This window comes from Mycobacterium kyogaense, assembly GCF_036946525.1.
Taxonomy (GTDB): Bacteria; Actinomycetota; Actinomycetes; order Mycobacteriales; family Mycobacteriaceae; genus Mycobacterium; species Mycobacterium kyogaense_A.
This window is the reverse complement of record NZ_JAQIIY010000026.1, coordinates 23,847-49,501: the sequence shown is the minus strand read 5'-3', so window position 1 is coordinate 49,501 and position 25,655 is coordinate 23,847. Positions and strand designations below refer to the sequence as shown.

Below are 25,655 nucleotides of genomic sequence, written 5' to 3'. Positions count from 1 at the left end.
TCGTTGGTAGTCCTGGGGAGAGCAATGAACGCTGGTTGTTACGTCGGTCGTATCGGAGGCCTGGCGGTCGCCCTTGGTGTGGGCGCCGCGGTCTTCGCGGGCCAGGGGGTGGCCTATGCGGACTCCACCGACACGGGCTCGGCATCGGAGACCGGAGGCAGCCAGACCGCCGGTGGCGGCGCAGCCGCTGGCAAAGAGACGAGCAAAGACACGACCACGGGCGGCCAGGACGCCAAGAGTACCGACAAGAGCACCGACGAGGGCTCGGGAGAAGACGCCGACAAGGGTTCGGATAAGAAGGACCGCAAGAACGTCTGGAAAGAGCTGTTCAGCGGTCACAAGCCGAAGCCGGGAACCGAGACGGATGAGCCGTCCGACACTCCGCAGGTGCCCTCCGACGATGCGGCCGAGACACCCGCCGACGACAGCGACGCGGTGAAGGCACCGACGAAGAAGCCGCGCTGGTCCTGGAAGCCGGCCGACGCCGGCGCGTCGGCCGGTGACGACACCGAAAACGTCACTGTCACCGCGCCCGACGACGTCGCGCCGCCGAAGTCCGACAAGCCCGCCAAAGGTCTGAAGGGTCTGCTGTCGGCCATCACCGTGGACGCCCCCGAGGCGGCCACGACTCCCAAGACGCTGGTCAACGTGTCGACCACGACGGCGAAGACGACCGCCGAGGTCACCGCCGACACCGAAGAGGCCTCGACCACGACCGTGTCGCAGGGCCCGCTCGTGACACTCTTCAAGAAGTTCCTCGACGCGTTCACCGGCAATGCGCCCGCCGCGCCCAACGCCAACTCGCCGTTCGCGTGGCTCGTTGCCGCGGCCTCGCGCCGCGAACTCGACTCGCAGGCGCAGCAGAACGATCCGACGATGGTGTGGAACGGTCTCGAGGTCCGTCCGGTGGGCGAGCCCACGATCACGTCGTTCTACGGCAAGTACACGATGGTGCCGGCGTTCCCGGGCGTCCTGCAGGGCAAGCAGGACTTCGAACTCGTCGATCCCGAGACGGGCGACACGGTGGGAACCATCAGCGGTCTGGTCGCCATCAACAACGACATCGGTTCGGGTAACCGGTCGCTGCAGATCGTCGTCCTCGACGTCAAGAACATCGCCGAGGGCTACGAGCAAGGCGTCGACAACAAGGACATTCCGCCGGATGGCTCGATCTTCGCCGTCGTCACCAACGGCCGCGGCGGCACGCAGTACTCGGCGCTCGCCCAAGAGGGCAAGGACGTGGTGACCTACAAGTACATCACCCGATTCGGGTCGTTCAAGATGAACCCCGATCCGTTCCGGATCAACTACAGCGGAGCCGATTTCCTCACCGACTACGAGGGGATCAACCGGCCGATCCACACCCAGGACGGGTACTACATCGCGCCGATCGCTGACGACTCGATGGACTTCACCGGGTTCGTCGGATACGAGCCGCTGTTCAACGCTATCCAGGGCACGCAGAAGTTCGGTGTCTACAAAGAAGGCACGAACGAGTTGATGGGCACGTTCGACGGCGTCGCGACCGTCACGTCGGACTTCTGGGGCACCACCAGTGAGGCGATCATCGTCACGTCCACGGACGGGGCCTCCGGCGTCAACGCCGGCGACATCCCGCCGGTCGGAACCGTGTACAACATCATCTACTGGAAGGACGAGTTCTCCTACGCGCTGTACTACTCCAAGCCGCAGCCGGGCAAGGACATCGTCAAGACGCTGCTGATCTCGCAGACCCGCAAGGGTCAGGTGGTCGACGAGCTGCCGCTGAGCTTCAACGCGTCGGAGGAGCCCACCCGCGACTCGTACACGGTCGGCGACTACACCTTCAAGCCCACGTCGGACATCACCTACACCGGGGTCAACGGCCTTCCGCCGCGCGAGGTCATCGTCCAGGGCTACCAGCAGTTCGACGTGTACGACTCCAAGGGAGTCAAGATCGGTAGCGTCGACGCCGACGTGAGCACGCAGTGGGACATCTCCCGCGGCTACTCGAAGGCGATCCTGGTGACCGACGTCAACAGCTCCGTCAACGGGGTCGGCACCGACAAGGGCGAGGTGCCGCCCGTCGGCTCGATCTTCAACATGAAGTACATGGGCAACTCCCCGTTCGGTGAGGGCTACTACTCGATGCCAGATCCGGACGGCGACAAGACGCGCTACGAGCTGCGCACCTTGTTCGGGACGATCCCGCTGCCCAACATCTACAACGCGTCGAAGGGGTTGGCGGACTACGACTTCTACACGCCCTACGGCAAGGACAGTGCGGAGAGCAACCTGTTGAGCTTCGCCGGTGCACAGTCCGGCGGACTGCTGGGTGCCGACCAGAATCTTTGCGTGCTCGACGCGTCGGCCTGCGACGTCGCCTGATCTCGTCACAACAGCGGTGCGTCGCCTGGTCCAGGCGACGCACCGCTGCTTTTTTCCGAAAGTGTTGCGCTAGATCAGGATTCGGCGGTCGCCTGGTCCCGCGCCCAGCGGTAGTCGGCTTTGCCGGCGGGGCTGCGCACGATGACGGGACGGAACACCACGGCCTTGGGCAGCTTGTAGCGCGCGAGCACCGTTCCCGCATGGTCGATCAGCTCCTGTGCCGTGGCCTCGACACCCTCGGCGAGCGCGACGACGGCAACCACCTCCTGCCCCCACCGGTCACTGGGTCTGCTCGCGACCACGACGTCGGCGACGGCAGGATGCGACGCGACGGCGGTCTCCACCTCCTCGGCGAAGATCTTCTCCCCGCCGGAGTTGATGGTCACCGAGTCACGGCCCAGCAGCTCGACCACACCGTCGGCGAGGTGACGGGCACGGTCACCCGGAATGGAGTAGCGGACGCCATCGATGACCGGGAAGGTGGCCGCGGTCTTCGTCGCATCGCCCTTGTAGCCGAGAGGGACGTAGCCGCGCTGGGCGAGCCACCCGATACCGTCGTGGCCCGGTGACAGGATCGTGCTGAGATCCTCTGCGGCGACGAAGGTGTCGGGTCCCGCGGTGAAGGTGCCCGTCGACACCGCACCCGGTGCCGACATGTGGGTCATCTGCGCGCCCGTCTCCGACGAGCCCACGCTGTCGACCACCATCAGATTCGGCTTGGTGTCGATCAGGCGCTGTTTGGCGGTCGGCGTCAGCCGGGCCCCACCGCTGGCCACCACGGCCAGCGAGGACAGATCGGCGTCGGTGCGTTCGAACGCGTCGGCCAGCGGCCGCGCCATCGCATCGCCGACCACGGTGACGGTCAGCACCTGTTCGCGTTCGATCGTGCGCACCACGTCGTCGACGTCGAGGTGATCGGTGACCGCGGAAAACACCACGGTTTGACCCATGGTCATCGAGGTCATCACGGCCCACTGGGCGGCCCCGTGCATGAGCGGTGGCAACACCAGCAACTTGGTGCCGGGTGACTCCGCGCATCGCGTGGCCAGGTCGGCGTAGCTGGTGGCGCTCTCCCCGGTGTAGAGGCTACGTCCGCCGAACGACGCCATGAAGATGTCGTGCGATCGCCACAGCACACCCTTGGGCATGCCGGTGGTGCCGCCGGTGTAGAGCACGTAGAGGTCGTCCGGTGACGGCTCGACGGGCGGGGCGTCAGCCGGACCGTCGGCCACGATCGACTCGTAATCGACAGCGCCGGGCAGCAATTCGTGACCGGAGTCGTCGGCGATCTGGATCAGCACACGCAGGGAGGGGAGATCGGGCAGAACCTCGGCCAGGCGCGGTGCGAATGCGGCGTGGTAGAGCATCGCCGTGGCGCCCGCGTCCGCCAGCAGGTACTGCAGCTCACTCGTGACGTAGCGGTAGTTGACGTTGAACGGCGCGACCCTGGCGCGCCACGCGCCGAGCATGCCTTCGACGTACTCGGGTCCGTTGTGGGCGTATATGCCGAGCAGATCCTGTCCGACGTCATGGCCGGACAGCGCCGAGCGCTCGGTGTGGCAGCCCAGTCCCTGCTCATGAAGGAAGCGCGCCAGCCGATTCGACCGTTCGACGGTCTGCGCGTAGGTGAACCGCCGATCGCCCGCCACGATGTACTCGCGGTCGCCGATCGCCGCGGCGATGGCGTCGATGGCGCCGGGGACGGTGAAGTGTGTCGGCTCTGACATGGTGTGGACTCTAGACGGCGTCGCCGCCTGAGTGAACAACTCCCTCAGAGTTGTATGGTCAGGGTTGTAAGGTCATGGCATGGGTGAGCGGGCGCTCGACGAGCTGGGCTACTACCTGTTGGCCGGTGCCGGCGGCGATGGTCCGGCGAGCCTGCTCGGGGAGGCCCGGCAGGGGGAGGCGCTGGGGTTCGGCACCGCGTTCATCTCCGAGCGGTGGAACGTCAAGGAGGCGGCCTCGCTGACCGGTGCGGCGCTGGCCGTCACCGAGCGCATGCAGATCGCGACAGCGGCGACCAACCACAACACCCGCCACCCGTTGATCACCGGCTCCTGGGCGACGACCATGCACCGCCTCTCCAGCGGCAGGTTCACCCTCGGCATCGGGCGCGGAATCGCCGCGATCTACCAGGGTTTCGGGGTGCCCGCGGTGACCACGGCCCAGATGGAGGATTTCGCGCAGGTCATGCGCACGCTGTGGCGCGGTGGAGCCATCGTCGGGCACGACGGCCCCATCGGGCAGTATCCGGTGCTCTATCTCGACGGGGACTTCGACGAAGACATCCGGCTGGCGATCGTCGCGTTCGGCCCGCAGACCCTCGCCTTGGGCGGCCGTCAGTTCGACGACGTCATCCTGCACACCTACTTCACCCCGGAGACGCTGCAGCGCGCGGTCCGGATCGTCAAGGACGCTGCCGAGCAGGCCGGCCGAGACCCCGACCGGGTCCGCGTCTGGTCGTGCCTCGCCACCGTCGGCGACCACCTGAGCGACGAGCTGCGCCTGAAGAAGACGGTGGCCCGGCTGGCGACCTATCTGCAGGGGTACGGCGATCTGCTGGTTCACACCAATGGCTGGAATCCGGAAGTGCTGCAACGCTTTCGCGCCGATTCCGTGGTGCAGTCCGTGGCGGGCGGGATCGACCACAAAGCGACCGCGGATCAGATCGAGCACATCGCCACGCTCATTCCCGACGAGTGGCTCGAGCCGGCGGCGACGGGCTCGGCGCCGCAGTGCGCCGCGCGGGTGCGGGCGGAACTCGACCTGGGTGCCGACGCGGTGATCATGCACGGCGCCACACCTGAGGAGTTGGCGCCGATCGTCGCCGCCTATCGCGCGGCGGAGTCCTGAGCGTCAGCAGCAGCGTGCGCCGGGGTCGGCGTCGGCCGCAGCGTGCCGGTGCCGCCAGTACTCGCGTTCCGACATCACCGCCTCGCCGGCGTGTAGCCGCGCCCGGTGCTCGACGTAGCGCTGGTAGTGGTTGTCGCCCATCAATGACTGCCAGTACCAGCTGATCTGGTGGAGTGCCCGGCGTGTCCTGTCGGTAACGCGTCCCATTGCTTCTGCACCTCCTTTTCGGCGGAGGTGGGGAACATGCCCGAGGGCGCGAACATCCGCGACGGTACCGGCTCGTCCTCGGTGAGAGGTGCGCCGTGGCCGCGAATGGCACGCAGCGCGACGATCGCGCCGGCGACGAACACGATGATCACCAGGGCGGCGAAGATCACCGACAACGTGCCCTGGATGAAGGTGTTGCGAATGACGGCGTCCAGTTGGTCGGCGTTCTTGGCGGCACCGAACGACGTCTCCCCGGCCTCTTTGGCGTTGCGGTAGGAGAAGTGCTGGGTCCAGTAGCCCACCTTCGGATCGCCGGAGAAGATCTTCTGCCACGACGCCGTCATGGTCACGGTCAGGTCCCACAGCAACGGAATGCCGGGAATCCACGCCCATTTCAGCAACCCACGCTTGATCACGACCACGGTGACGACGGTCAGCGCGATCGCGGCAAGCAACTGGTTGGCGATGCCGAACAGCGGGAACAGCGTGTTGATGCCACCGAGGGGATCGGTGACGCCCATCAACAGGATGCTGCCCCAGGCGGCGACGACGACGATGCTGCACACCCAGGCGCCGACGCGCCAGCTCGGGTTGCGGAACTTCGTCAACGGCCCGCCCAGGTTGCCCAGTCCGTCGGAGAGCATGAAGCGGGCCACACGGGTGCCCGCGTCGACCGTGGTGAGGATGAACAGGGCCTCGAACATGATCGCGAAGTGATACCAGAACGCTTTGAGGCCCGCCCCGCCGAAGACCTGGTGCAGTACCTCGGACATGCCGAACGCCAGGGTGGGTGCGCCGCCGGTGCGGGACACGATCGTCTCCTCGCCGACGCTGCGTGCGGCATCCGAGATCTCCTGGGCACTGATCGGGGCGCCGGAGAGCCCGAGCCCGTTGACGTAGTCGGCGGCGCTCTGCGCGGTGGTTCCGGTGGACGCCGAGGGCGCGTTCATCGCGAAGTACAGGTGCTGGTTGAGGATGGCGGCGGTGATCAGGGCCATGATCGCGACGAACGACTCGGTCAGCATGCCGCCGTAACCGATCAGCCGCATCTGGCTTTCCTTCTCCAGCAGCTTGGGTGTGGTGCCCGAGGAGATCAGCGAGTGGAAGCCCGACAGTGCGCCGCAGGCGATCGTGATGAACAGGAACGGGAACAGCGAGCCGGCGAACACCGGGCCCGACCCGCTGGCGGCGAACGAGGAGATCGCCGGAGCCTCCATCACCGGGCGGGCCAGCAGGATGCCGACCGCCAGCAGGGCGATGGTGCCGACTTTCATGAACGTCGACAGATAGTCGCGGGGAGCCAGCAGCAACCACACCGGTAGCACCGACGCGGCCAACCCATAGATGATGATGCACCACGACAGGGCCACCTTCGAGAGCGTGAACCACTCGACGCCCCACGATGTCTCGGCCACCCAGCCGCCCGAGACCACGGCCAGCAGCAGCAGCGCCACGCCTATCAAGGAGACCTCGGAGACCCGGCCGGGCCGCAGGAAACGCAGATAGAGACCCATGAAGATCGCGATCGGGATCGTCATCGCGATCGAGAACACGCCCCACGGGCTCTCGGCGAGAGCGCCCACCACGACGAGCGCCAGCACGGCCAGCAGGATCACCATGATCACCAGCACGCCCACGATCGCTGCGATGCCGCCGACCACGCCGAGTTCGTCGCGAGCCATCTGACCCAGGGACCGGCCGCGGCGGCGCACCGAGATCGACAGCACCAGGTAGTCCTGCACGCAGCCGGCGACGACGGCGCCGATGATGATCCAGATCGCGCCCGGCAGGTATCCCATCTGCGTGGCCAGCACGGGCCCAACGAGCGGGCCGGCTCCGGCGATCGCCGCGAAGTGATGGCCGTAGAGCACCCGCCGGTCGGTGGGCAAGTAGTCCGTCCCGTTCTCGAAAACCTCGGCCGGCGAAGCGATTTCATCGCGCGGACGCACCAGCTTCATCTCGATCAGGCGTGCGTAGAACCGGTAGCCGATGACGTAGGTGCAGACCGCCGCGACGACGAACCAGACCGCGTTCACCGTTTCGCCGCGGAAGAAGGCGATCATCGCCCACGCCAGCGCGCCGAGCACGGCCACCGCCGCGAAGATGATCTTGTGCTTGGTGGTGATCGGTGACCGGTCGATGATCGCGACCGGGGGCAGATCCTTATCGGTGCGGACGTAGGTGATGTCCCCGTCGGACTCCTCGATGCGGTCCCATGGTGCGGCGGTTGGTGTGGCCATAAGCCTGCCAATCCCTCCCTCGTCGGCTCGACGCGAATGTGGACGTCTCGATCGTCGCACCGGACGATCCTGGCTCGCGGCCGAACCCCGGTTTAACTCTCGTCGACGCCCGTGTCAGCCGGCGCGGTCGTGGAACGCTCGCACGGTGGCGACGGTGTCGGCCTCGTCGGCTGTCTTGTCGTCGCGGTAGCGCAGGACCCGCGCGAAACGCAGGGCCATCCCGGCGGGGTACCGGGTGGAGGTCTGGATGCCGTCGAACGCGATCTCGACGACCTGTTCGGGGCGCAGCGTGACGACGTAGCCGTCGGTGGGACCTGCGCCTGATGTCGCGGCTGGCGCCGCTCCGTCGGCCAGCTCCATGAAGCGCTGGGTCTGCCAGGCCAGCATCTCGTCGGTCATCCCCTTGAACGTCTTGCCCAACATCTTCAGCTCGCCCGTCGTCTCGTCCCGGGCTCCGAGATGAATGTTCGACAGCTTGCCGGTGCGCCGCCCCGACCCCCACTCGACGGCCAACACCACCAGATCGAGCGTGTGCACCGGTTTGATCTTCAGCCAGCCGGCCCCGCGGCGTCCGGCTTCGTAAGCGGCCTCTACGGATTTGGCCATCACGCCCTCGTGACCCGCCGCCAGCGTGATGTCGAGGAAGCGTTGTGCTTCGCCGGGATCGGAAGTGACCAGCCGGTCGACCCGCTGATCGGACGGCACGAGGGCATCCATCACCGCGATGCACTCGTGTGCCGGACGGTCCAGAAGATCGGTTCCGTCGGCGCGCAGCAGATCGAAGAAGAAGACCGACAGCTGCTGTTCGTGTGGGCCGGAGCTGCCGCGACGCCCGAACCGGGAGGCGGTCACCTGGAATCGGTGCGGCCGCCCGTCGGGTTTGAGCGCGATGGCCTCGGCATCGGCGATCAGGTCGGTCACCGGCAGCGCCAGCACCGCGTCCACCACCTCGGGCAGCCGCGACGTCACGTCGTCGAGGCTGCGGGTGAAGATCGACACCTGATCCCCGTCGCGGTGGATCTGCACCCGCGCCCCGTCCAGTTTGGCCTCGAAAACCGCGGTGCCGCCGAGGCGCTCCAACGCGTCGGCCACATCGGTGGCGGTCTGGGCGAGCATCGGACCGACCGGCGTGCCGACCCGCAACGTGAACTGCTCCAGCGCCTCCTCACCGCCGGCGAGGGCCGCGGCCGCCACGGACGGCAGGTCGCCGCTGAGCATCGCCGCACGGCGCACCGACGCTGCGGGTGCACCGGACGCCGCGGCGACCGCGTCGACCATCACCCCGATGAGCGCGCCCTGGCGCAGCTCCCCGCCCAGCAGCCGACTCAGGAACGCCTGCTCGGTGTCCGTGGCCGCGGCGAACAGCCCGCGCAGCAGCTCCGCGCGACGAGCCTGCGAGCCCTTGCCCGCGGTTGTGCCGATCTCGGTGAACGTCGCCTCCACCTCGCCGACGGTCAGTACCGGCGCGTCGGCGGGGGCAGGCAGTGCGCGCAGCGCCGCCCACCCGACACCGATCTGGCGCTGGGTGAGCTCACCGGACAGCCACGACACCACCACCGAGACCGTGTCGGAAGTCTCGGCCCCGGCCTGGCTCAGCAGCTCGCGCAGGCGTGCGCGTTTCGCCAGCCGTGACGACGAGGCCGCCACGTCGGACGAGGCCTGCGCGATGTCTGCTACCAGCACGCAGCCACCTTGGCACAGGGGTCCGACAGCAGACTCACTTCACGTTGAACGTGATCGAATGCCAACCCGTGGCACCGTCGGGCACCGGGTCGGCGCGGTCGGGCGTCTGGGTGTAGCCGCTGTTGTCGGTGGCGCGCACGGTGATGGTGTGGAAGCCCGGCGCGGCCTGCCAGTCGAAGCTCCACAGCCGCCAGGTGTCCCCGGAGTAGGAGGCGCCGAGCGTGGCCTGCTGCCAATCGCCGTCGTCCATCTTGACCTCGACAGAACGCACGCCCCGGTTCTGCGCCCACGCGACGCCGCCGAACCGCGTCGGCCCGGCCGTCACGTCCTGTCCGGCCCGGGGGATGTCGATGCGCGACTCGGTCTTGATCGGTCCGCGCGCCGCCCACCCCAGCTTGGTCCAGTACGCCTCGGCGCGGTCGAATCGGGTGAGCTCGAGGTCGGTGACCCATTTCGTCGCCGACACGTAGCCGTACAGCCCCGGCACCACCAGCCGTGCCGGGTAACCGTGCTCGACGGGCAGGGGTTGCCCGTTCATGCCGATCGCCAGCAGCGCGTCGTCGGCGGTGAGCGCCTCGACCGGGGTGCCTGCCGTCCAGCCGTCCACCGACGTCGACATCACCATGTCGGCGTCGGGGCGCACACCGGCCTCGGCCAGCAGATCGGCGACGCGGTAGCCGGTCCACACCGCGTTGGAAATCAGTTCGCCGCCTACCGGATTCGACACACAGGTCAACGTCACCACCCGTTCGACCACCTCGAAGCGGTCCAGGTCGGCGAAGTCGACGGTCACCTCGCGGTCGACCATGCCGTGGATGCGCAGCTTCCACGCCTCACGACTGAGTTGCGGCACGGTCAGCGCGGTGTCGATCCGGTAGAACTCGTCGTTGCGGGTGACGAACGACGGCAGCGCGATATCGGGAGGCTGTACGTCGGCGGGGATCGGGGCCGCGGGCTTGGCGATGCGGGGGAGGGCGAAGGCGTTGCGGTCTCCGGACACCGACGACGCGAGCCGGGTGATGACGACCCCCGCGACCCCGCTAGCGGCGCCCGCGACGATCAACCCGAGGGTGATCAGGGAGCGGCGCCTGCCGGTGTCGGTCTGTTCCCCGGCACCGCCATCCTCACGGGTGAAACGACGCGACGTCAGGAACCGGAGCACGGCGACACCGCAGGCGGCGCCCACCACCGTGGGAATGATGTCGAGCGCGCCGGCGCCCGCTCGCGACAGCACAGCCGCGCACCCGAGAACGCCTGCGGCGACGATCATCGCGCTGCCCCACGGGCGACGCGGGGTCTCCACGATGCCCGCGACGATCGCGAGCGCCGCGACGACGACGAGCACCGCGACGGTCAGGAAGAGCTTGTCCGCGGTGCCGAATGTCTGGATGGCCCACTCCTTGAGTGGGCCGGGGGTTCGTTCTATCACCGAGGAGCCGACGGCGGTGCGGACGTCGGCCTGCGGGCCGAACGCGGCCCCGACCAGCTGCGCCACCCCGACGGCCACCGCGGCCGCGGCGACGCCGCGAGCAGCTCTGTCGCCCTGGGTGGTCATGGCGCCCAACCTACCGGCGGGGCGCGTCGGCAACCCTTACCGAATGGTGTCGTCGGCGGGGTGCTCGGAACCCATAGGGCGCACTAGGGTCCAGATGTGGCCACCATCGCCGATCACGTCATCGAAGCGCTGCACGTCAGCGGAGTCCGACGGGTCTACGGCCTGCCGGGGGACAGCCTCAACGGATTCACCGACGCCCTGCGACGCTCGGGCGAAATCACCTGGGAGCACGTGCGACACGAGGAGACCGCGGCGTTCGCGGCGGCCGCCGATGCTGCGCTGACCGGCGCGCTGGCGGTGTGCGCGGGCAGCTGCGGGCCCGGGAACCTGCACCTCATCAACGGCCTCTTCGACGCGCAGCGCAGCCGGGTGCCGGTGCTGGCGATCGCCGCGCACATCCCGCGGACCGAAATCGGTTCGGAGTACTTCCAGGAGACCCACCCGCAGGAGCTGTTCCGGGACTGCAGTGTGTACTGCGAGCTGGTCAGCACACCCGAGATGTTGCCGCGCATCCTGCACATGGCGATGCGGGCGGCGGTCGAGGAGTCCGGCGTCGCCGTCGTGGTCGTGCCCGGGGAGATCTTCCTGCAGAAGGCGGATCCCACGGCGTGGCAGACGCGGCCCGTGCGCGCGACGACGTCGGTGGTGCGGCCCGACGACGCCTCGCTGCGGCAGGCGGCCGAGCTCCTCAACGCTGCGCAGGCGGTCACGATCCTGGGCGGCGCCGGCGTGGAAGGCGCCCATGACGAGCTCGTGGCCCTGGCCGATCTGCTCAAAGCCCCGGTGGTGCATGCGCTGCGCGGCAAGGAGTTCATCGAGTACGACAATCCGTTCGACGTCGGGATGACGGGGCTACTCGGGTTCGCGTCGGGTTACAAGGCGATCAAGGAATGCGACACCCTGCTGATGCTGGGTACCGACTTCCCGTATCAGCAGTTCTATCCGGATCACGCACGGGTGATCCAGGTCGACATCCGCGGCCGGAACCTGGGGCGTCGGACGCCGGTCGACCTTCCCCTGGTGGGCACCGTGAAGGACACCGTGGCGGCGCTGATGCCGCTGCTGCGTCCCAAAGGTGACACCGCGCACCTGGAGCGCTCGCTGCGGCACTATCGCAAGACGCGTGCGACGCTGGACAAACTCGCCGACAACGATCGCGACCGCACCCCGATCCGGCCGGAATACGTTGCGGGCACAGTGAATCGGCTCGCTGCCCCCGACGCCGTGTTCACCGTCGACGTCGGGTCGCCTGTCGTCTGGGCGGCACGCTATCTCGAGATGAACGGGCGCCGCCGGCTGATCGGATCGTTCAACCACGGCACCATGGCCTGCGCCCTGCCGCTGGCGATCGGCGCGCAGACCGCGCAGCCGGGCCGGCAGATCGTGGCCTTGGCGGGCGACGGTGGACTGACGATGTTGTTCGGCGATCTGATCACGTTGGTGCAGAACCGGCTGCCGGTGAAACTCGTCGTGTTCAACAATTCGTCGCTGAACTTCGTCGAACTCGAGATGAAGGCGGCGGGCATCGTCAACTTCGGCACCGATCTGGTGAATCCCAATTTCGCGGCGGTCGCCGAATCCATGGGGATCTTCGGCCGCCGCGTCGAACATCCGGGGCAGTTGGAGCAGGCGCTCGCGGATGCGTTGGCCACCGACGGTCCGGCTGTCGTCGACGTGGTCACCGCACGGCAGGAGCTGTCGATCCCTCCGACCATCACCGCCGAACAGGCGAAAGGCTTCTCGCTGTACGCGATCCGGACCATCCTCGCCGGCCGTTCCGACGAGTTGCTCGATCTCGTCAGCACCAACGTCGCTCGACGCATCCTGGACTGATCTGTTCGAACGGCCGGATCTGCCGGTGCCGCACCTGACACTATGGCGGACATGCCAGTCGAGGTGATGCTGTCCCCGTCCGATGTCGACGCGCTGCAGGCCTGGATTCGCGAGATCGGGCTCGGGTCGACCGTGGACGACGTCGCCCCGCTGACCGGCGGCTCCCAGAACATCGTGGTGCGGGTCAGCGTCGACGGACGGCCGATGGTGTTGCGCCGGCCGCCGGAACATCCCCGTCCGACCAGTGACGACACCATGCGGCGCGAGATCGCGGTGCTCAGCACCCTCGCCGGATCACCGGTCCCGCACCCCGAATTGATCGCCGGCTGTGACGATCTCGATGTCCTCGGGGTGGTCTTCTACCTCATGGAGTGCATCGACGGGTTCAATCCCGGCACCGACGTCGACGACGCCTATGTGCGCGACGCCGACATGCGTCACGACGTCGGTCTGTCCTACGTCGCCAGTCTGGCGCGGCTGGGGCAGGTGCCATGGCAGGGGAGCGCTCTCGGGGCGTTGAAGCGCCCGGGTTCCTTTGTTGCGAGGCAAGTTCCGCAGTTCATGCGGCTGCTCGAGAGCTACCGGCACGAACACTACGCACCGGAATCGTTCCCCTCCGTGGCGGGGCTCGCGGAGTGGCTGACGGCCAACCTTCCCCCCGAAGCGGAACCCGGCGTGATGCACGGCGACTGCCATCTCAACAACGTGTTGTTGCGTCGCGACGTCCCGGAATTGGCCGCGTTCATCGACTGGGAGATGTGCACGATCGGGGACCCGCTGCTGGATCTGGGATGGCTGCTGGTGTGCTGGCCGGACGGCCCGAACCCGATCCAGGCAGGTGCGGCGCTGGCCGATCTGGGCGGGCTGCCGAGCCGCGCGGAGTTGCTGCGCGCCTATCGCGACGCCGGGGGCAGGGCGATTGACCATCTGGACTGGTACATCGCGATGGCCTGCTTCAAACTCGGCATCGTGATCGAGGGCACGTGGTCGCGGTATCTTGCTGGGCGGGCCAGTGCCGAAGCCGGGGAACGGTTGCACACCTCGGCCGAGAACCTGATCGCCCTGGGCACTCGAGTCACCCAGGGCGACAACGCTTTTCTCTGATCCCTCAGTATGCGTCCAGGCCGAGCTTGACGGCCAGGGCGAGACCGGCCACCCCGATGACGACCCGCATCGGTCCCGAGGGTGCGTGGCGGACGACGACGGGACCCAATCGAGAGCCGATGAGGCACCCCAGGCCCAGCGCGACGACTGCCGGCCAATCCACCGGAGCAACGCAGGCGAAGATCACCGCCGCGCTGAGATTGGCTGCACCGAGGACGACGTTCTTCGTGGCGTTGGCGTGGGCCAAACCCGCTGCGCCCGAACGCAACAGCAGCGCGAGCAGCAGGACCCCGGCAGCCGCGCCGAAATATCCACCGTAGACGCAGATTCCGCAGACGGCTGCGGCCTCGGCGATTCTTCGGACCCGATGGCCCCGGGTGTCACCTCCCGGCTCGGGGGGAGGTTGCACCGGGGCCAGGATCGCGAGCGAGGAGAAGCCGAGCAGCAGGGGCACCACCTTCTCGAATCCCTCGGCAGGGGTGGACAGCAGCAACACCGCACCCGCCACTCCACCCAGCACCGCGACGGGCAACAGCCGCATCACACGCTGCCTCTGCCCGGCCAGTTCGGGACGCGATCCCAGGATCGACCCCACGCCGTTGAACACCAGGGCCACGGTGTTCGTGACATTCGCGGCGACCGGTGGCAATCCCGCAACCAGAAGCGCGGGGTAGGTGGCGACCGAGGCCAGGCCCGCGATGCTGCCGGTGAGTCCGCCGAGGATGCCTGCCGCGACCAGGAGCAGCGTCAGCGACCACGACATTGGGCCTATTTTGCACGAGATGTGCGCGAGCCCCACCGGTCCGGCGACCGCGTCGCCGCTTCGAGCTAATGGCAACGTGATAATTACGCGGGTAATTGACTTTGCTGGGAATCTCAGGAATGTTTCCTGACGGTGATAAACGTATCGGCTTGTGCTACCTTTAAAGACGTCAAATGCTGTGCAGTTCAGTGTATTGCCGTTGTTTGGCAAACAATACAGAGATTGCTGATAGCCGGTCTGTAATTTCGCGGTGCGCATTTCGCCGGCGTTGCAGCGGCATCGGACACGGCAAACTCGGAGGTGAAGATGCTTGCCGCGCTGACGCGCAGCGGGCTACTATCGCCGACGTGCCGAAGCGACTCGTAGTAGCAACCCGCAGCGGGGTCTGATCCAGACCGACCCCCCGCTGTGGGTCGTTGCGCAGTCGTCGGTCGCTCTCCTCGACCTCAAGGCCGGCACATCATGAACTCTCCGATCGCCACGATCGCCCCCGCTCGGACGTCGTCGTTCGCCGCCAGGATGATCGGCCGCGCTCCCGAACCGCTGCGGGCGCAGGCCGACAGCCGCACCTACGACGAGTTCGTCGCCGAGTTCGCGCCGACGACCGGCCCGGTGCGCCTGGGCCAGTGGGCCTGCGCCGAGGCTGACCGCCCGTCGGCCCGGTGGGGGCCGCAGGCGCAGACGTACCGAGCGACGCTGGCGCTGGGGGACCGCATCGGGACCGCGCACGCAACGGCGTGTGGTCCCGTCGCCGCCCTCACCGCGATGCTCTACGACCGCGGTGTCGCCGTGGAGATGACAGCGTTCCATCAGCGCACCGTGGGCGACGACATCGCGACGTTCATCCAGGGCGGCAACGGCACTCGCAGCGAGTGGGCCATGGGCCTGTCATCGGACCCGGTGCAGTCGGCGTTGCGCGCGATCGTCGCGTGCGCGAACCGACTCCTGGACTGACTCCTCCGCGCAGACGGCTCAGCGCAGCGGGCGCAGGACGATCGGCATTCCGTCGAGCGGCACGGGCATGCCACCGTAGTCGTAGCGCGGTGTGTAGCCGGCTTTCGGGAGTTCGAGACGGTACCGCGTGAGCAGGCGGTGCATGACGGTCTTGATCTCCAACTGGCCGAACACCATGCCGATGCACTTGTGTGCGCCGCCACCGAACGGAGCGAAGGCGTAGCGATGCCGCTTGTGTTCGTTGCGCGGCTCCGTGAAGCGCTCCGGATCGAATTTCTCCGGATCGGTCCACAGCTCGGGCAGCCGGTGATTGATGGACGGCCATGTCACCACCGCCGTGTCGGCAGGGATGTAGAAGCCCAGCAGCTCGGTGTCCCGCACGGTTTGGCGGAAGTTGAACGGCAGCGGCGTCATCATCCGCAGCGACTCGTTGACCACCAGATCGTAGGTCTCGAGCTTGTCCAGAGCCTCGATGTCGAGCGGTCCGTCGCCGATGCGCTGGGACTCTTCGCGCAGGCGCTCCTGCCACTCCGGATTGGCAGCCAGGTGGTAGGCCATCGTGGTCATCGTCGAAGTGGACGTGTCGTGGGCCGCCATCATCAGGAAGATCATGTGGCTGACGATCTGGTCGTCGGTGAAGCTGCGGCCCTCTTCGTCCTGCGAGTTGCACAGCACGCTGAACATGTCGGTGCTCTCCGAGCGACGTTTCTCGCCGATCCGACTCAGGAAGTAACGCTCCAGCGTCTCGCGTGCCTTGATGCCGCGCCACCAGGACAGCGGCGGAACGGGCTTGCGCACAATGGCATTACCCGCGCGTGTGGTGGTGGTGAAGGCCTGATTGATCGTCGTGACCAGTTCGCGGTCGGTGCCCGCGGGGTGGCCCATGAAGACCTCGGACGCGATGTCGAGCGTCAGCTCCTTGATCGCGGGATAGAAAAGAAAGCGCGGGTCGTCGGCGACCCAGTCGTTGCTCAGCACGCGGCTGGCCACCGAATCGACGTGGGGGACGTAGCCGGAGAGCCGGGTGCGGGTGAACGCCTCCTGCATGATGCGGCGGTGGAACAGGTGCTCTTCGAAATCGAGGAGCATCAGCCCGCCGTCGAAGAACGGCCCGATGATGGGGTCCCAGGCGCGCTGGGAGAAGTCCTTGTTGCGGTTGGTGAAGACGGCCTGGGTCGCGTCGGGGCCGAGCGCCATCACCGCCGACAGGGCCGGCGACTGCGAATAGAAGATCGGGCCGTGCTTGCGGTACTGCTCGACGATGAAGTCCGGGCCGCCGCGGAACGTCTCGATCATGTGGCCGATGATCGGCAGCCCGGAGTCGCCGGTGATCGGCTTCAGATCGCTACCCGCCGGCGGCTCGGCGAACACGAACCGCTCCCACTCCTTGTCCTTGAGGCGCTTCTCGACGGCCCCCATTCCGGGGATGGTGAGGGCGGTGGGCTTGAGGCGTCGTTTGGCCTGGTCGATCCAGTAGTCAGTGGCGCTGATCGTTGGCATCTTGGCACTCCTGAATGAGGGTGACTGTGGTCGATGTCACTGCTCAACATCCTGGACGACCTACTTGACGGCTGTCAAGTTTCGCGGAGTTTGTGTCCTGTGCATTGCGATGCAAAGGTTTATTGCCATGACCGCCGATCCCGTCAGCAGCGATCCCCGCCGGACCCGCGGTGACCGCCAGCGGGAAGCCATCATCTCGGCGGTGCGCGAGCTGCTCGAAGAGCGGTCGTTCGCCGATCTGTCGGTCAGCACGATCAGCGAGCGTGCCGGCGTCGCCCGATCGGGCTTCTACTTCTACTTCGATTCCAAGTACGCCGTCCTCGCGGTCATCGTCGCCGAGGCGATGGCCGAGCTGGATCAGCTGACGCACGACTTCGCGCCGCGTGAGCCGGGTGAGTCCCCGTCGGCCTTCGCCACGCGGATGGTCGGCTACGCCGCTGCCGTGTTCGCCTCCAACGACCCGATCATGGCTGCCTGCAACCTCGCCCGAAGCACCGATGCGCAGATCCGCGAGATCATGGACGACTTCCAGGACACGGTGGTCAACAAGATCGTCGGGCTCGTCGACCAGGACTTGGGCCCGCGACCCATCTCCGACGACATGCAGGCCCTAGTTCGCACGCTCGTCGCCGTGACGTCGATGACCCTGGCCCAGGACAGCGCGTTCGTCGGACGTAGCACGGACCCGAAGCGTGGGGTGGAGATCGCCCAGCGGCTGTGGCTGTACGGCCTCTGGGGCGGAGACGAGCTGTCCGAGCAGTGAGGCCGGCCGGGGCTCGCTCGGGGGCCGGTAAGGTCACCTTTCATGGGATTCGGCGACGGTTTCGCGAGGAAACGGTGCCTGCTCACCGGTGCTGCCAGCGGAATCGGACGCGCGACGGCGCTGAAACTGGCGGCCCAGGGGGCGGAGCTCTATCTCACCGATCGTGACGCCGACGGGCTGGCTGCCACCGTGGCCGATGCTCAAGCTCTCGGCGCAGTCGTCGCGGCGCACCGCGTGCTCGACATCACCGACCTCGACGCGGTCACGGCGTTCGCCACCGACATCCACACTGCCCACGGCGCAATGGACGTCGTGATGAACATCGCGGGCGTGTCGGCGTGGGGCACTGTCAGTAAGCTCACCCACCAGCACTGGAAGTCGATGATCGACGTCAATCTGATGGGGCCGATCCACGTCATCGAATGTTTCGTGCCACCGATGGTCGCGGCCGGCCGTGGCGGCCACCTGGTCAACGTCTCCTCAGCGGCGGGTCTGGTCGCGCTGCCGTGGCACGCTGCCTATTCAGCCAGCAAGTACGGTCTGCGTGGGTTGTCGGAGGTGCTGCGTTTCGACCTCGCGCGTCACCGGATCGGGGTGTCGGTGGTGGTGCCCGGTGCGGTGAAAACGCCTCTGGTGCAATCGGTTCAGATCGTCGGGGTGGATCGCGAGGACCCGCGCGTGCAGCGGTGGACCGACCGCTTCGGCGGGCATGCGGTGTCGCCGGAGAAAGCGGCTGACAAGATCCTGCGTGGCGTACAACGCAACAGATATCTGATCTACACCTCGGTGGACATCCGCGCGCTGTACTTCGCCAAGCGATTCTTCTGGTGGCCGTATGCGTTCGCGATGACGCGGGTGAACGTGTTGTTCACCCGTGCGCTGCGGCCGCCCCGGCGCCGCTGACCCTCAGCGCGTCCCCCAGTTCCACGGGGGAGTGGTCAGCAGTTCCTGGCCGTCGATCTTCGTCTCGCCCCAATCCTTGACCAGTTCGATCTCGGTCGTCTCGTCCTCGCCGAGTGGTGCCGCGGCCAGTCGCTCCCGCAGTGTCGCGGAGTGTGTCACCACGACGACCTGGGTCGTCGACGCGGCGGCGCAGATCAGGTCGGCCAGCGGGGGTAGCAGGTCGGGGTGCAACGACGTCTCGGGTTCGTTGAGCACCATCAGCGACGGTGGCTGCGGACTCAACAGCGCCGCCGTCCAGAGGAGGAAACGCAATGTCCCGTCGGAGATCTCGGCACTGCGCAGCGGGCGGAGCATGCCGCGCTGGTGTACGTGGAGGTCGAACAGTCCCTCGGTGACCGACACCGAGACCGTCGCCCCGTCGAACGCGGCGGCCACGGCACGGTCGAGGTCGTCGACGCCGGTCTCCACGATCGTCTGTATCGCCGCGGCCAGATCCGAACCGTCGTCGGCCAACACAGGTGTGCGGGTTCCGACGTGCGGTCGCCGCGCCGGAGCGTGCGCGTCTGCTCGGAACCCGTCGTAGAACCGCCAGTCCCGCAACCGTTCCCGGACCATCACCAGTTCGGGTGCGGCGCCAGCCCATTCCGAGAGCACACTGCGGTGCGCCGGCAGGTTGCGCGACAGCTCGTCGAAGCCTCGACTGCCCTCGGAGGCGACCTCCACCATTCCACGCACGCGGCGCACCAGCGTGGTCGTCGGCCGGGCAACCGGGCCGGCGAAGACCAGCTCGCGTTTGATCTCCGGATCGCGGGTGAACGCCGACTCGACTGCCTGGGGCAGGCCGAAGTCCACGAGATATCCGAAATCATCGGCAGCGTAACCCAATTCGATTGACACCGAGCGGGTGCGGGGGCCACCCTGGGCGGCCCCCGTGCGTCGTGCCCCGCCGAGGTGTTCGGGACCCGCCCACATCGCCGATTCGACGCCGCCTTCCCGGGCGAAGGAGCCGATCACCTCGCCGCGACCGCAGTCGGCCAGTAGGCGCAGCGCCCGGTAGAGGGACGACTTGCCGGTGCCGTTGGCGCCGGTGACCACGGTCAGTCGACGCAACGGCAACACGAGATCTCGAAGTGAGCGGTACCCGCGAACCGCGACGGTGTGCAGCATCGGAATCGACGCTAGCTCCCGGCACCGACAGGTGCGACGTCGGTCATCGACAGCTCGAGGCGAACACCGAGAAGCCGCACGGGGCGCGCGAGATCGAAGTCCCCGAGGAGCGCGAGCGCGGTGGCGACGACGTCGGCGGAGTCGACGGTCGGCGCCGGCAGCGTGCGGATCTTGGTGCGGGTGTAGAACGTGGCGGTCCGCACGGTGACCGCCACCCGGGTCACCACGCGCTGCTGCTCGACGATCTCGGTCAGCGTGCGCCGCGCGAGATCGGAGACGGCCGCGGCCATCTCGTCCCGGTCGGTGAGGTCCTCGGAGAACGTGACGACGTGACTGCGGGACCGCGGTATCCACGGTGCGGCGCGAACCGTCGTGTCACCACCGCCCTTGGCAAGCAGCAGGATCCACAACCCGGTGGTCGGCCCGAAGGCCGCGGTGAGCACCTCGGCGTCGGTGGACGCCAGTTCGGCGACGGTCGTGATACCCATCGCGGCAAGCTTTTTCGACGTCTTGGGGCCGACGCCCCACAATGCGTCGACGGGTCGCTCACCCATCGTCGACATCCAGTTCTCGTCGGTCAGCGCGGCGATGCCGCCCGGTTTGCCGAAGCCGGTCGCCACTTTGGCCCGCTGCTTGTTGTCGCTGATGCCGACCGAACAGGACAATCCGGTCTCCGCGGTGATCGTCTCCTGGATGCGCCGGGCCAGCGCAAACGGGTCGGTCTGGCCGCCGCCCAAGTAGGCCTCGTCCCAGCCCCACACCTCCACGGGATGGCCCAGATCGCGAAGCGCGGTCATCACCTGCTCCGAGGCGGCGTCGTAGGCGTCGGGGTCCGACGGAAGGAACGTCGCGTCCGGGCAGCGCCGTGCCGCCACACGCAGCGGCATCCCCGCGTGCACGCCGTGTGCGCGGGCTTCATACGAGGCGCAGGTGACGACCTTGCGCGCCTCGGTCGGGTCGCCGTTGCCGCCGACGATGACGGGCGCGCCGACCAGATCGGGTCGGCGCTGCAGTTCGACCGAAGCGAGGAACTGGTCGAGGTCCACGTGCAGGATCCACCCGTCGGACTGTCCCTCGGCGATCATGTCCCGCAGATCTTGCGGGCCAGCGTCTCCCATGCGTCGCCGAGTTCGTCCAGCGTGCGGCCGCGGTCGACGGTCTCGTGGCGGACGTAGTCGGCGTCGAGGAGAGCCAGCAGTGCGGTGGCCTGGGCGTCGAGATCGCCGCTGGTGCCGCCGTCGTCCAGCAGCACGCGGACGTGGTGGTGGTGCAGCATCATCGGCGCGTTGAAGCGCATCTGAGGGTCGCGACCGACATCGGAGAGCAAGGCGAAGTGGCTGTTGACGAAGCACAGCCGTTCCCGGCCATAGGCGATCAACCGGTCCAGTGCCGGGGCGCCCGGGCCCAGGGGAGGCGGTCCGAACAGGATGGCCTGCTGCTGAGCCTTCTCGTCCTCGTCGAGCAGTACGATCATCAACCCGGCGCGACTGCCGAACCGTCGGAACAGCGTCCCCTTGCCGACCCCGGCTGCGGCGGCGATGTCGTCGGTGGTGACAGCCTCGGCCCCGTGCTCGGCGACCAGTCGGCGCGCAGCCTCCAGCAGCAGCGCGCGGTTGCGCGCGGCGTCACCCCGCTCGGGTGGGCCGGAATCGATCGACAGCATCGTCAGGCCGTCATCCGCGCTCACCTGGCAACTTTAACTCAGCCGGAATCAATCGGACCGCGGTCCGGTTAAACTCTGCAAGTATCGAAGGCAATCATCGCGAAGGACGGATAGGAGAAGTGATGGCGGAGAGCACGGTTCTGGTCCTGGTCGGCAGCCTGCGGAAGGAGTCGATCAACCGGCAGTTGGCCGATCTGGCCGTCGAGACGGCGCCCGACGGGGTCACCCTGGAGCGGTTCGATCGTCTCGGCGAGCTGCCGTTCTACAACGAAGACATCGACAACGAGTCGGCGCCGGAATCGGTGAAGGCTCTGCGGGAGGCCGCGGGCCGCGCCGACGCCGCGCTGGTCGTCACCCCCGAGTACAACGGGAGCATCCCCGGCGTACTCAAGAACGCGATCGACTGGCTCTCGCGCCCCTACGGTGACAGCGCACTGAAGGACAAGCCGCTGGCCGTCGTCGGCGCCGCGCTCGGGCAGTACGGCGGCGTGTGGGCGCACGACGAGACCCGCAAGTCGTTCGGGATCGCCGGTCCGCGCGTGGTCGAGGACCTCGACTTCTCGCTGCCCTCGCAGACGCTCGACGGCAAGCACCCCCGTGAGAACGCGGATGTGGTCGCCAAACTGCGCGACATCGTCGGCAAACTGGTCGCCGAGATCGGCTGACACCCACCTCACTCGCCCGGCCTCGCTCTCTGCGAGGCCGGGCGATGTCGTTTGCTGGGCCAATGCGGGGGTCGTGTCGGCCCAAGCGGTGTTGTCGGTGCGTCCTGGTAGACCAGAGACATGGATGCGCGAGGCCCCTGATGTGATCTCGGACACGCCGAATTGGGCGCGACACACCGAGGTGACCAGGGAAAATTCCAAACGTGTTATTAAGTCCATCTTGTGTGTGCTCTACTAACGAGGCACAACATCTAGTGCCCTAGGGTGGAGAGCGACGCAAGACGCGATCTGCGCTCGGCGGGGATTCGGGGGGAAGTTCTCTTCTCGGATCGGCGTTGAGAGCAGGGAGGGTAGATCGCCCGGCCAGCTGATCGTCGGATGGGGTGTGCAGTGACTTGCAGTTACCACGAAACACCCGTTGTTGTTGAAAACTTTCGCTGAGGGAGCGCACATGACTGTCACCGTGTACACCAAGCCGGCCTGCGTTCAGTGCAACGCCACCTACAAGGCTCTCGACAAGGCGGGCGTGGCCTACGACATCGTCGACATCAGCGTGGACTCCGAGGCCCGCGACTACGTGATGGCGCTCGGTTACCTGCAGGCACCCGTCGTGGTGGCCGGCAACGACCACTGGTCGGGCTTCCGCCCGGACCGCATCAAGGCCCTGGCCGGCGCATCCGCCGTCACTGCCTGAAGAAGCTGACAGGGCCGTCCGACGCATCGACTGAGGGGAGCAGGGGAGTGAGCAACCTCGTCTACTTCTCCAGCGTGTCGGAGAACACTCATCGGTTCGTGCAGAAGCTCGAACTGCCCGCCATCCGCATTCCCCTCAAGGAGCGGATTCAGGTCGACGAGCCATATGTGCTCGTTCTCCCCACCTATGGCGGCGGGCACGCCAACGGACCCGATCCCGATCGCGGGGGATACGTCCCCAAGCAGGTGATCGCGTTCCTCAACGATGAACACAATCGGTCGTTGATCCGCGGCGTCATCGCCGCGGGCAACACCAATTTCGGCGCCGAATTCGGCTATGCCGGGGTGGTCGTCTCGCGCAAGTGCGGCGTCCCCTATCTCTACAGATTCGAACTCATGGGAACGACGGACGACGTGTTCGCCGTCCGCGCAGGATTACAAGACTTCTGGAAGGACCGGACGTGCCACCAACCGTCACAGCTGCAGAACCTGTAACCACCACCGGCGCACACGCGCTCCCGGGCGAGATGGATTACCACGCCCTGAACGCGATGCTGAATCTGTACGACGCTGACGGCAAGATCCAGTTCGACAAGGACGTCCAGGCGGCGCGGGAGTACTTCCTGCAGCACGTCAACCAGAACACCGTTTTCTTCCACAATCAGGACGAGAAGCTCGACTACCTGGTTCAGAAGGACTACTACGAGCGCGAGGTACTCGACCAGTACTCGCGGAACTTCGTCAAGACGCTGTTGGACCGCGCGTACGCCAAGAAGTTCCGATTCCCGACGTTCCTGGGCGCGTTCAAGTACTACACCTCCTACACGCTCAAGACCTTCGACGGAAAGCGCTACCTCGAGCGCTTCGAAGACCGTGTGGTGATGGTGGCGCTGACGCTGGCCTCCGGCGACACCGTGCTGGCCGAGAAGCTGGTCGACGAGATCATGGACGGCCGCTTCCAGCCGGCGACGCCGACGTTCCTCAATTCGGGCAAGAAGCAGCGCGGCGAGCCGGTCAGCTGCTTCCTGCTGCGCATCGAGGACAACATGGAGTCGATCGGCCGCTCCATCAACTCGGCGCTGCAGCTGTCCAAGCGCGGCGGCGGAGTTGCGTTGCTGCTGAGCAACATTCGCGAGCACGGCGCGCCGATCAAGAACATCGAGAACCAGAGCTCGGGTGTCATCCCGATCATGAAGCTGCTCGAGGACTCGTTCTCCTACGCCAACCAGCTGGGCGCTCGCCAGGGCGCCGGCGCGGTGTACCTGCACGCGCACCACCCGGACATCTACCGGTTCCTCGACACCAAGCGCGAGAACGCCGACGAGAAGATCCGCATCAAGACGCTCTCCCTCGGTGTCGTCATCCCGGACATCACGTTCGAGTTGGCGAAGAAGAACGAGGACATGTACCTCTTCTCGCCCTATGACGTCGAGAAGGTCTACGGCGTCGGCTTCGCCGACATCTCGGTGACCGAGAAGTACTACGAGATGGTCGACGACGCCCGGATTCGCAAGACCAAGATCAAGGCGCGTGAATTCTTCCAGACCCTGGCCGAGCTGCAGTTCGAATCCGGCTACCCCTACATCATGTTCGAGGACACGGTGAACCGGGCCAACCCGGTCGAGGGCAAGATCACCCACAGCAACCTGTGCTCGGAGATCCTGCAGGTGTCCACACCGTCGGAGTTCAACGACGACCTCTCCTATTCCAAGGTCGGCAAGGACATCTCCTGCAACCTGGGCTCGCTGAACATCGCGAAAGCCATGGATTCGCCGGACTTCGCGCAGACCATCGAGGTGTCGATTCGCGCGCTCACCGCGGTCAGCGACCAGACCTCGATCACGTCGGTGCCGTCGATCGAGCAGGGCAACAACGAATCCCACGCCATCGGCCTGGGACAGATGAACCTGCACGGCTACCTGGCCCGCGAGCGCATCATGTACGGCTCGGAAGAAGGTGTGGACTTCACCAACATCTACTTCTACACGGTGCTCTACCACGCGCTGCGGGCGTCGAATCGCATTGCGATCGAACGGGGTCGGGCCTTCGGCGGGTTCGAGCGGTCGAAGTACGCGTCGGGGGAGTTCTTCGACAAGTACACCGATCAGGTGTGGGAGCCGGCCACCGACAAGGTGCGGCAGATCTTCGCCGACGCCGGCATCCGCATTCCGACCCAGGAGGATTGGAAGCGGCTCAAGGAGTCTGTGCAGCAGCACGGCATCTACAACCAGAACCTGCAGGCGGTTCCGCCGACCGGATCGATCAGCTACATCAACCACTCGACCAGCTCGATTCACCCAGTGGCGAGCAAGATCGAGATCCGCAAGGAAGGCAAGATCGGTCGCGTCTACTACCCGGCGCCGTACCTGACCAACGACAACCTGGAGTACTACCAGGATGCCTACGAGATCGGGTACGAGAAGATCATCGACACCTACGCCGCGGCCACCCAGCACGTGGATCAGGGATTGAGTCTGACGCTGTTCTTCAAGGACACGGCCTCCACGCGCGATGTGAACAAGGCGCAGATCTACGCCTGGCGCAAGGGAATCAAGACGCTGTACTACATCCGACTGCGGCAGATGGCGCTTCAAGGCACTGAGGTGGAAAATTGCGTCAGCTGCATGTTGTAGCCGCTTCTCGGTGACGGCGCGGTTCCTGTGGCCGCGAATGAACGGCCAGGAGGCCTGATCTACGGAGTGCGGCTCCGGTCGGATTCGCGCTTCCGCTACGTCGGTCTAA

The 25,655-nt window shown here is 66.8% G+C and carries 21 protein-coding genes; 11 read left to right on the top strand and 10 right to left on the bottom strand.

From position 1 onward, the window contains the following. Nucleotides 1-24: 24 nt before the first annotated feature. On the top strand, nt 25-2,367 hold the full coding sequence (locus tag PGN37_RS21260; protein WP_335332979.1) for a hypothetical protein: 2,343 nt from the start codon (nt 25-27) through the stop codon (nt 2,365-2,367). A 74-nt stretch (nt 2,368-2,441) separates the two neighbouring features. Here PGN37_RS21260 and PGN37_RS21255 read toward each other — a convergent pair whose 3' ends face one another. Next, entirely contained in the window at nt 2,442-4,094 is a 1,653-nt protein-coding gene (locus PGN37_RS21255) for an acyl-CoA synthetase (RefSeq protein WP_335332978.1), read from the bottom strand. A 79-nt stretch (nt 4,095-4,173) separates the two neighbouring features. Between PGN37_RS21255 and PGN37_RS21250 the strand changes: the two genes are divergently transcribed. Next, a complete protein-coding gene (locus PGN37_RS21250; protein WP_335332977.1) occupies nt 4,174-5,220 on the top strand; it encodes a TIGR03857 family LLM class F420-dependent oxidoreductase in 1,047 nt (348 codons plus the stop codon). 3 nt (nt 5,221-5,223) lie between these two features. Here PGN37_RS21250 and PGN37_RS21245 read toward each other — a convergent pair whose 3' ends face one another. The 4 genes from PGN37_RS21245 to PGN37_RS21230 all read right to left on the bottom strand — a co-directional run bounded on the left by PGN37_RS21245 (nt 5,224) and on the right by PGN37_RS21230 (nt 10,905). After that, nucleotides 5,224-5,361, bottom strand: coding sequence for a YbdD/YjiX family protein (locus PGN37_RS21245; protein WP_442932981.1), 138 nt, complete (start codon nt 5,359-5,361; stop codon nt 5,224-5,226). After that, nucleotides 5,361-7,667 (bottom strand): carbon starvation CstA family protein, encoded by a 2,307-nt coding sequence (locus PGN37_RS21240; RefSeq protein ID WP_335332975.1) that lies wholly within the window; start codon nt 7,665-7,667, stop codon nt 5,361-5,363. Before PGN37_RS21240 ends, PGN37_RS21245 begins: the two co-directional genes overlap by 1 nt. A 114-nt stretch (nt 7,668-7,781) precedes the next feature. Beyond that, nucleotides 7,782-9,350, bottom strand: a complete 1,569-nt coding sequence (locus PGN37_RS21235; protein ID WP_335332974.1) for an ATP-dependent DNA ligase — start codon at nt 9,348-9,350, stop codon at nt 7,782-7,784. A 34-nt stretch (nt 9,351-9,384) separates the two neighbouring features. After that, on the bottom strand, nt 9,385-10,905 hold the full coding sequence (locus PGN37_RS21230) for a molybdopterin-dependent oxidoreductase (RefSeq protein ID WP_335332973.1): 1,521 nt from the start codon (nt 10,903-10,905) through the stop codon (nt 9,385-9,387). A gap of 96 nt (nt 10,906-11,001) precedes the next feature. On the opposite strand from PGN37_RS21230, the gene poxB reads away from it, so the two are divergent. Both poxB and PGN37_RS21220 read left to right on the top strand, forming a co-directional pair. Next, nucleotides 11,002-12,738 (top strand): ubiquinone-dependent pyruvate dehydrogenase, encoded by a 1,737-nt coding sequence (poxB, locus tag PGN37_RS21225; RefSeq protein WP_335332972.1) that lies wholly within the window; start codon nt 11,002-11,004, stop codon nt 12,736-12,738. 51 nt (nt 12,739-12,789) lie between these two features. Next, complete coding sequence (locus tag PGN37_RS21220) at nt 12,790-13,842, top strand: phosphotransferase family protein (protein ID WP_335332971.1); 1,053 nt, start codon at nt 12,790-12,792, stop codon at nt 13,840-13,842. A gap of 4 nt (nt 13,843-13,846) precedes the next feature. On the opposite strand, the gene PGN37_RS21215 is transcribed toward PGN37_RS21220, so the two are convergent. Beyond that, nucleotides 13,847-14,605 (bottom strand): sulfite exporter TauE/SafE family protein, encoded by a 759-nt coding sequence (locus tag PGN37_RS21215; protein WP_335332970.1) that lies wholly within the window; start codon nt 14,603-14,605, stop codon nt 13,847-13,849. Nucleotides 14,606-15,067: 462 nt separating this feature from the next. On the opposite strand from PGN37_RS21215, the gene PGN37_RS21210 reads away from it, so the two are divergent. Continuing rightward, complete coding sequence (locus PGN37_RS21210) at nt 15,068-15,559, top strand: homocitrate synthase (RefSeq protein ID WP_335332969.1); 492 nt, start codon at nt 15,068-15,070, stop codon at nt 15,557-15,559. Nucleotides 15,560-15,577: 18 nt separating this feature from the next. Here the strand turns inward: PGN37_RS21210 and PGN37_RS21205 are convergent, their stop codons facing one another. Then, on the bottom strand, nt 15,578-17,059 hold the full coding sequence (locus PGN37_RS21205) for a cytochrome P450 (RefSeq protein WP_335332968.1): 1,482 nt from the start codon (nt 17,057-17,059) through the stop codon (nt 15,578-15,580). Between the two features lie 127 nt (nt 17,060-17,186). Here PGN37_RS21205 and PGN37_RS21200 point away from each other — a divergent pair, with 127 nt between their 5' ends. Together PGN37_RS21200 and PGN37_RS21195 are read left to right on the top strand one after the other, a co-directional pair. Further along, complete coding sequence (locus tag PGN37_RS21200; RefSeq protein WP_335332967.1) at nt 17,187-17,822, top strand: TetR/AcrR family transcriptional regulator; 636 nt, start codon at nt 17,187-17,189, stop codon at nt 17,820-17,822. Nucleotides 17,823-17,864: 42 nt separating this feature from the next. Further along, on the top strand, nt 17,865-18,725 hold the full coding sequence (locus tag PGN37_RS21195) for an SDR family oxidoreductase (RefSeq protein ID WP_335332966.1): 861 nt from the start codon (nt 17,865-17,867) through the stop codon (nt 18,723-18,725). A 3-nt stretch (nt 18,726-18,728) separates the two neighbouring features. Here the strand turns inward: PGN37_RS21195 and PGN37_RS21190 are convergent, their stop codons facing one another. From PGN37_RS21190 to PGN37_RS21180, 3 genes are read right to left on the bottom strand one after another with little or no spacing between them, the layout of a single operon-like run. Beyond that, nucleotides 18,729-19,892 carry an AAA family ATPase gene (locus PGN37_RS21190; protein WP_335332965.1) on the bottom strand — a complete coding sequence of 388 codons (1,164 nt, stop codon included), beginning with the start codon at nt 19,890-19,892 and terminating at the stop codon, nt 18,729-18,731. A gap of 11 nt (nt 19,893-19,903) precedes the next feature. Continuing rightward, complete coding sequence (locus PGN37_RS21185) at nt 19,904-21,010, bottom strand: DNA polymerase IV (protein WP_335332964.1); 1,107 nt, start codon at nt 21,008-21,010, stop codon at nt 19,904-19,906. After that, nucleotides 20,974-21,555: a TetR/AcrR family transcriptional regulator gene (locus PGN37_RS21180; protein WP_335333027.1), complete on the bottom strand. Its 582-nt coding sequence runs from the start codon at nt 21,553-21,555 to the stop codon at nt 20,974-20,976. Before PGN37_RS21180 ends, PGN37_RS21185 begins: the two co-directional genes overlap by 37 nt. Nucleotides 21,556-21,677: 122 nt before the next feature. Between PGN37_RS21180 and PGN37_RS21175 the strand changes: the two genes are divergently transcribed. From PGN37_RS21175 to nrdE, 4 genes are all read left to right on the top strand, one after another. Then, nucleotides 21,678-22,220: an NADPH-dependent FMN reductase gene (locus tag PGN37_RS21175; protein WP_335332963.1), complete on the top strand. Its 543-nt coding sequence runs from the start codon at nt 21,678-21,680 to the stop codon at nt 22,218-22,220. 451 nt (nt 22,221-22,671) lie between these two features. Continuing rightward, nucleotides 22,672-22,914, top strand: coding sequence for a glutaredoxin-like protein NrdH (nrdH, locus tag PGN37_RS21170; RefSeq protein WP_335332962.1), 243 nt, complete (start codon nt 22,672-22,674; stop codon nt 22,912-22,914). A 47-nt stretch (nt 22,915-22,961) separates the two neighbouring features. Further along, nucleotides 22,962-23,408 carry a class Ib ribonucleoside-diphosphate reductase assembly flavoprotein NrdI gene (gene nrdI / locus PGN37_RS21165; protein ID WP_335332961.1) on the top strand — a complete coding sequence of 149 codons (447 nt, stop codon included), beginning with the start codon at nt 22,962-22,964 and terminating at the stop codon, nt 23,406-23,408. Further along, a complete protein-coding gene (gene nrdE, locus PGN37_RS21160; RefSeq protein WP_335332960.1) occupies nt 23,375-25,546 on the top strand; it encodes a class 1b ribonucleoside-diphosphate reductase subunit alpha in 2,172 nt (723 codons plus the stop codon). Before nrdI ends, nrdE begins: the two co-directional genes overlap by 34 nt. Nucleotides 25,547-25,655 lie beyond the last annotated feature (109 nt).

Bases quoted from the DNA above. Each gene is read 5' to 3' on its own strand.
- PGN37_RS21180 (WP_335333027.1), bottom strand. From the start codon at position 21,555: ATGCTGTCGATCGATTCCGGCCCACCCGAGCGGGGTGACGCCGCGCGC.
- PGN37_RS21210 (WP_335332969.1), top strand. From the start codon at position 15,068: ATGAACTCTCCGATCGCCACGATCGCCCCCGCTCGGACGTCGTCGTTC.
- PGN37_RS21195 (WP_335332966.1), top strand. From the start codon at position 17,865: ATGGGATTCGGCGACGGTTTCGCGAGGAAACGGTGCCTGCTCACCGGT.
- PGN37_RS21215 (WP_335332970.1), bottom strand. From the start codon at position 14,605: ATGTCGTGGTCGCTGACGCTGCTCCTGGTCGCGGCAGGCATCCTCGGC.
- PGN37_RS21240 (WP_335332975.1), bottom strand. From the start codon at position 7,667: ATGGCCACACCAACCGCCGCACCATGGGACCGCATCGAGGAGTCCGAC.
- PGN37_RS21205 (WP_335332968.1), bottom strand. From the start codon at position 17,059: ATGCCAACGATCAGCGCCACTGACTACTGGATCGACCAGGCCAAACGA.
- PGN37_RS21185 (WP_335332964.1), bottom strand. From the start codon at position 21,010: ATGGGAGACGCTGGCCCGCAAGATCTGCGGGACATGATCGCCGAGGGA.
- PGN37_RS21230 (WP_335332973.1), bottom strand. From the start codon at position 10,905: ATGACCACCCAGGGCGACAGAGCTGCTCGCGGCGTCGCCGCGGCCGCG.
- PGN37_RS21220 (WP_335332971.1), top strand. From the start codon at position 12,790: ATGCCAGTCGAGGTGATGCTGTCCCCGTCCGATGTCGACGCGCTGCAG.
- PGN37_RS21250 (WP_335332977.1), top strand. From the start codon at position 4,174: ATGGGTGAGCGGGCGCTCGACGAGCTGGGCTACTACCTGTTGGCCGGT.
- PGN37_RS21245 (WP_442932981.1), bottom strand. From the start codon at position 5,361: ATGGGCGACAACCACTACCAGCGCTACGTCGAGCACCGGGCGCGGCTA.
- PGN37_RS21255 (WP_335332978.1), bottom strand. From the start codon at position 4,094: ATGTCAGAGCCGACACACTTCACCGTCCCCGGCGCCATCGACGCCATC.
- nrdH (WP_335332962.1), top strand. From the start codon at position 22,672: ATGACTGTCACCGTGTACACCAAGCCGGCCTGCGTTCAGTGCAACGCC.
- PGN37_RS21175 (WP_335332963.1), top strand. From the start codon at position 21,678: ATGGCGGAGAGCACGGTTCTGGTCCTGGTCGGCAGCCTGCGGAAGGAG.
- PGN37_RS21260 (WP_335332979.1), top strand. From the start codon at position 25: ATGAACGCTGGTTGTTACGTCGGTCGTATCGGAGGCCTGGCGGTCGCC.
- PGN37_RS21200 (WP_335332967.1), top strand. From the start codon at position 17,187: ATGACCGCCGATCCCGTCAGCAGCGATCCCCGCCGGACCCGCGGTGAC.
- PGN37_RS21190 (WP_335332965.1), bottom strand. From the start codon at position 19,892: ATGCTGCACACCGTCGCGGTTCGCGGGTACCGCTCACTTCGAGATCTC.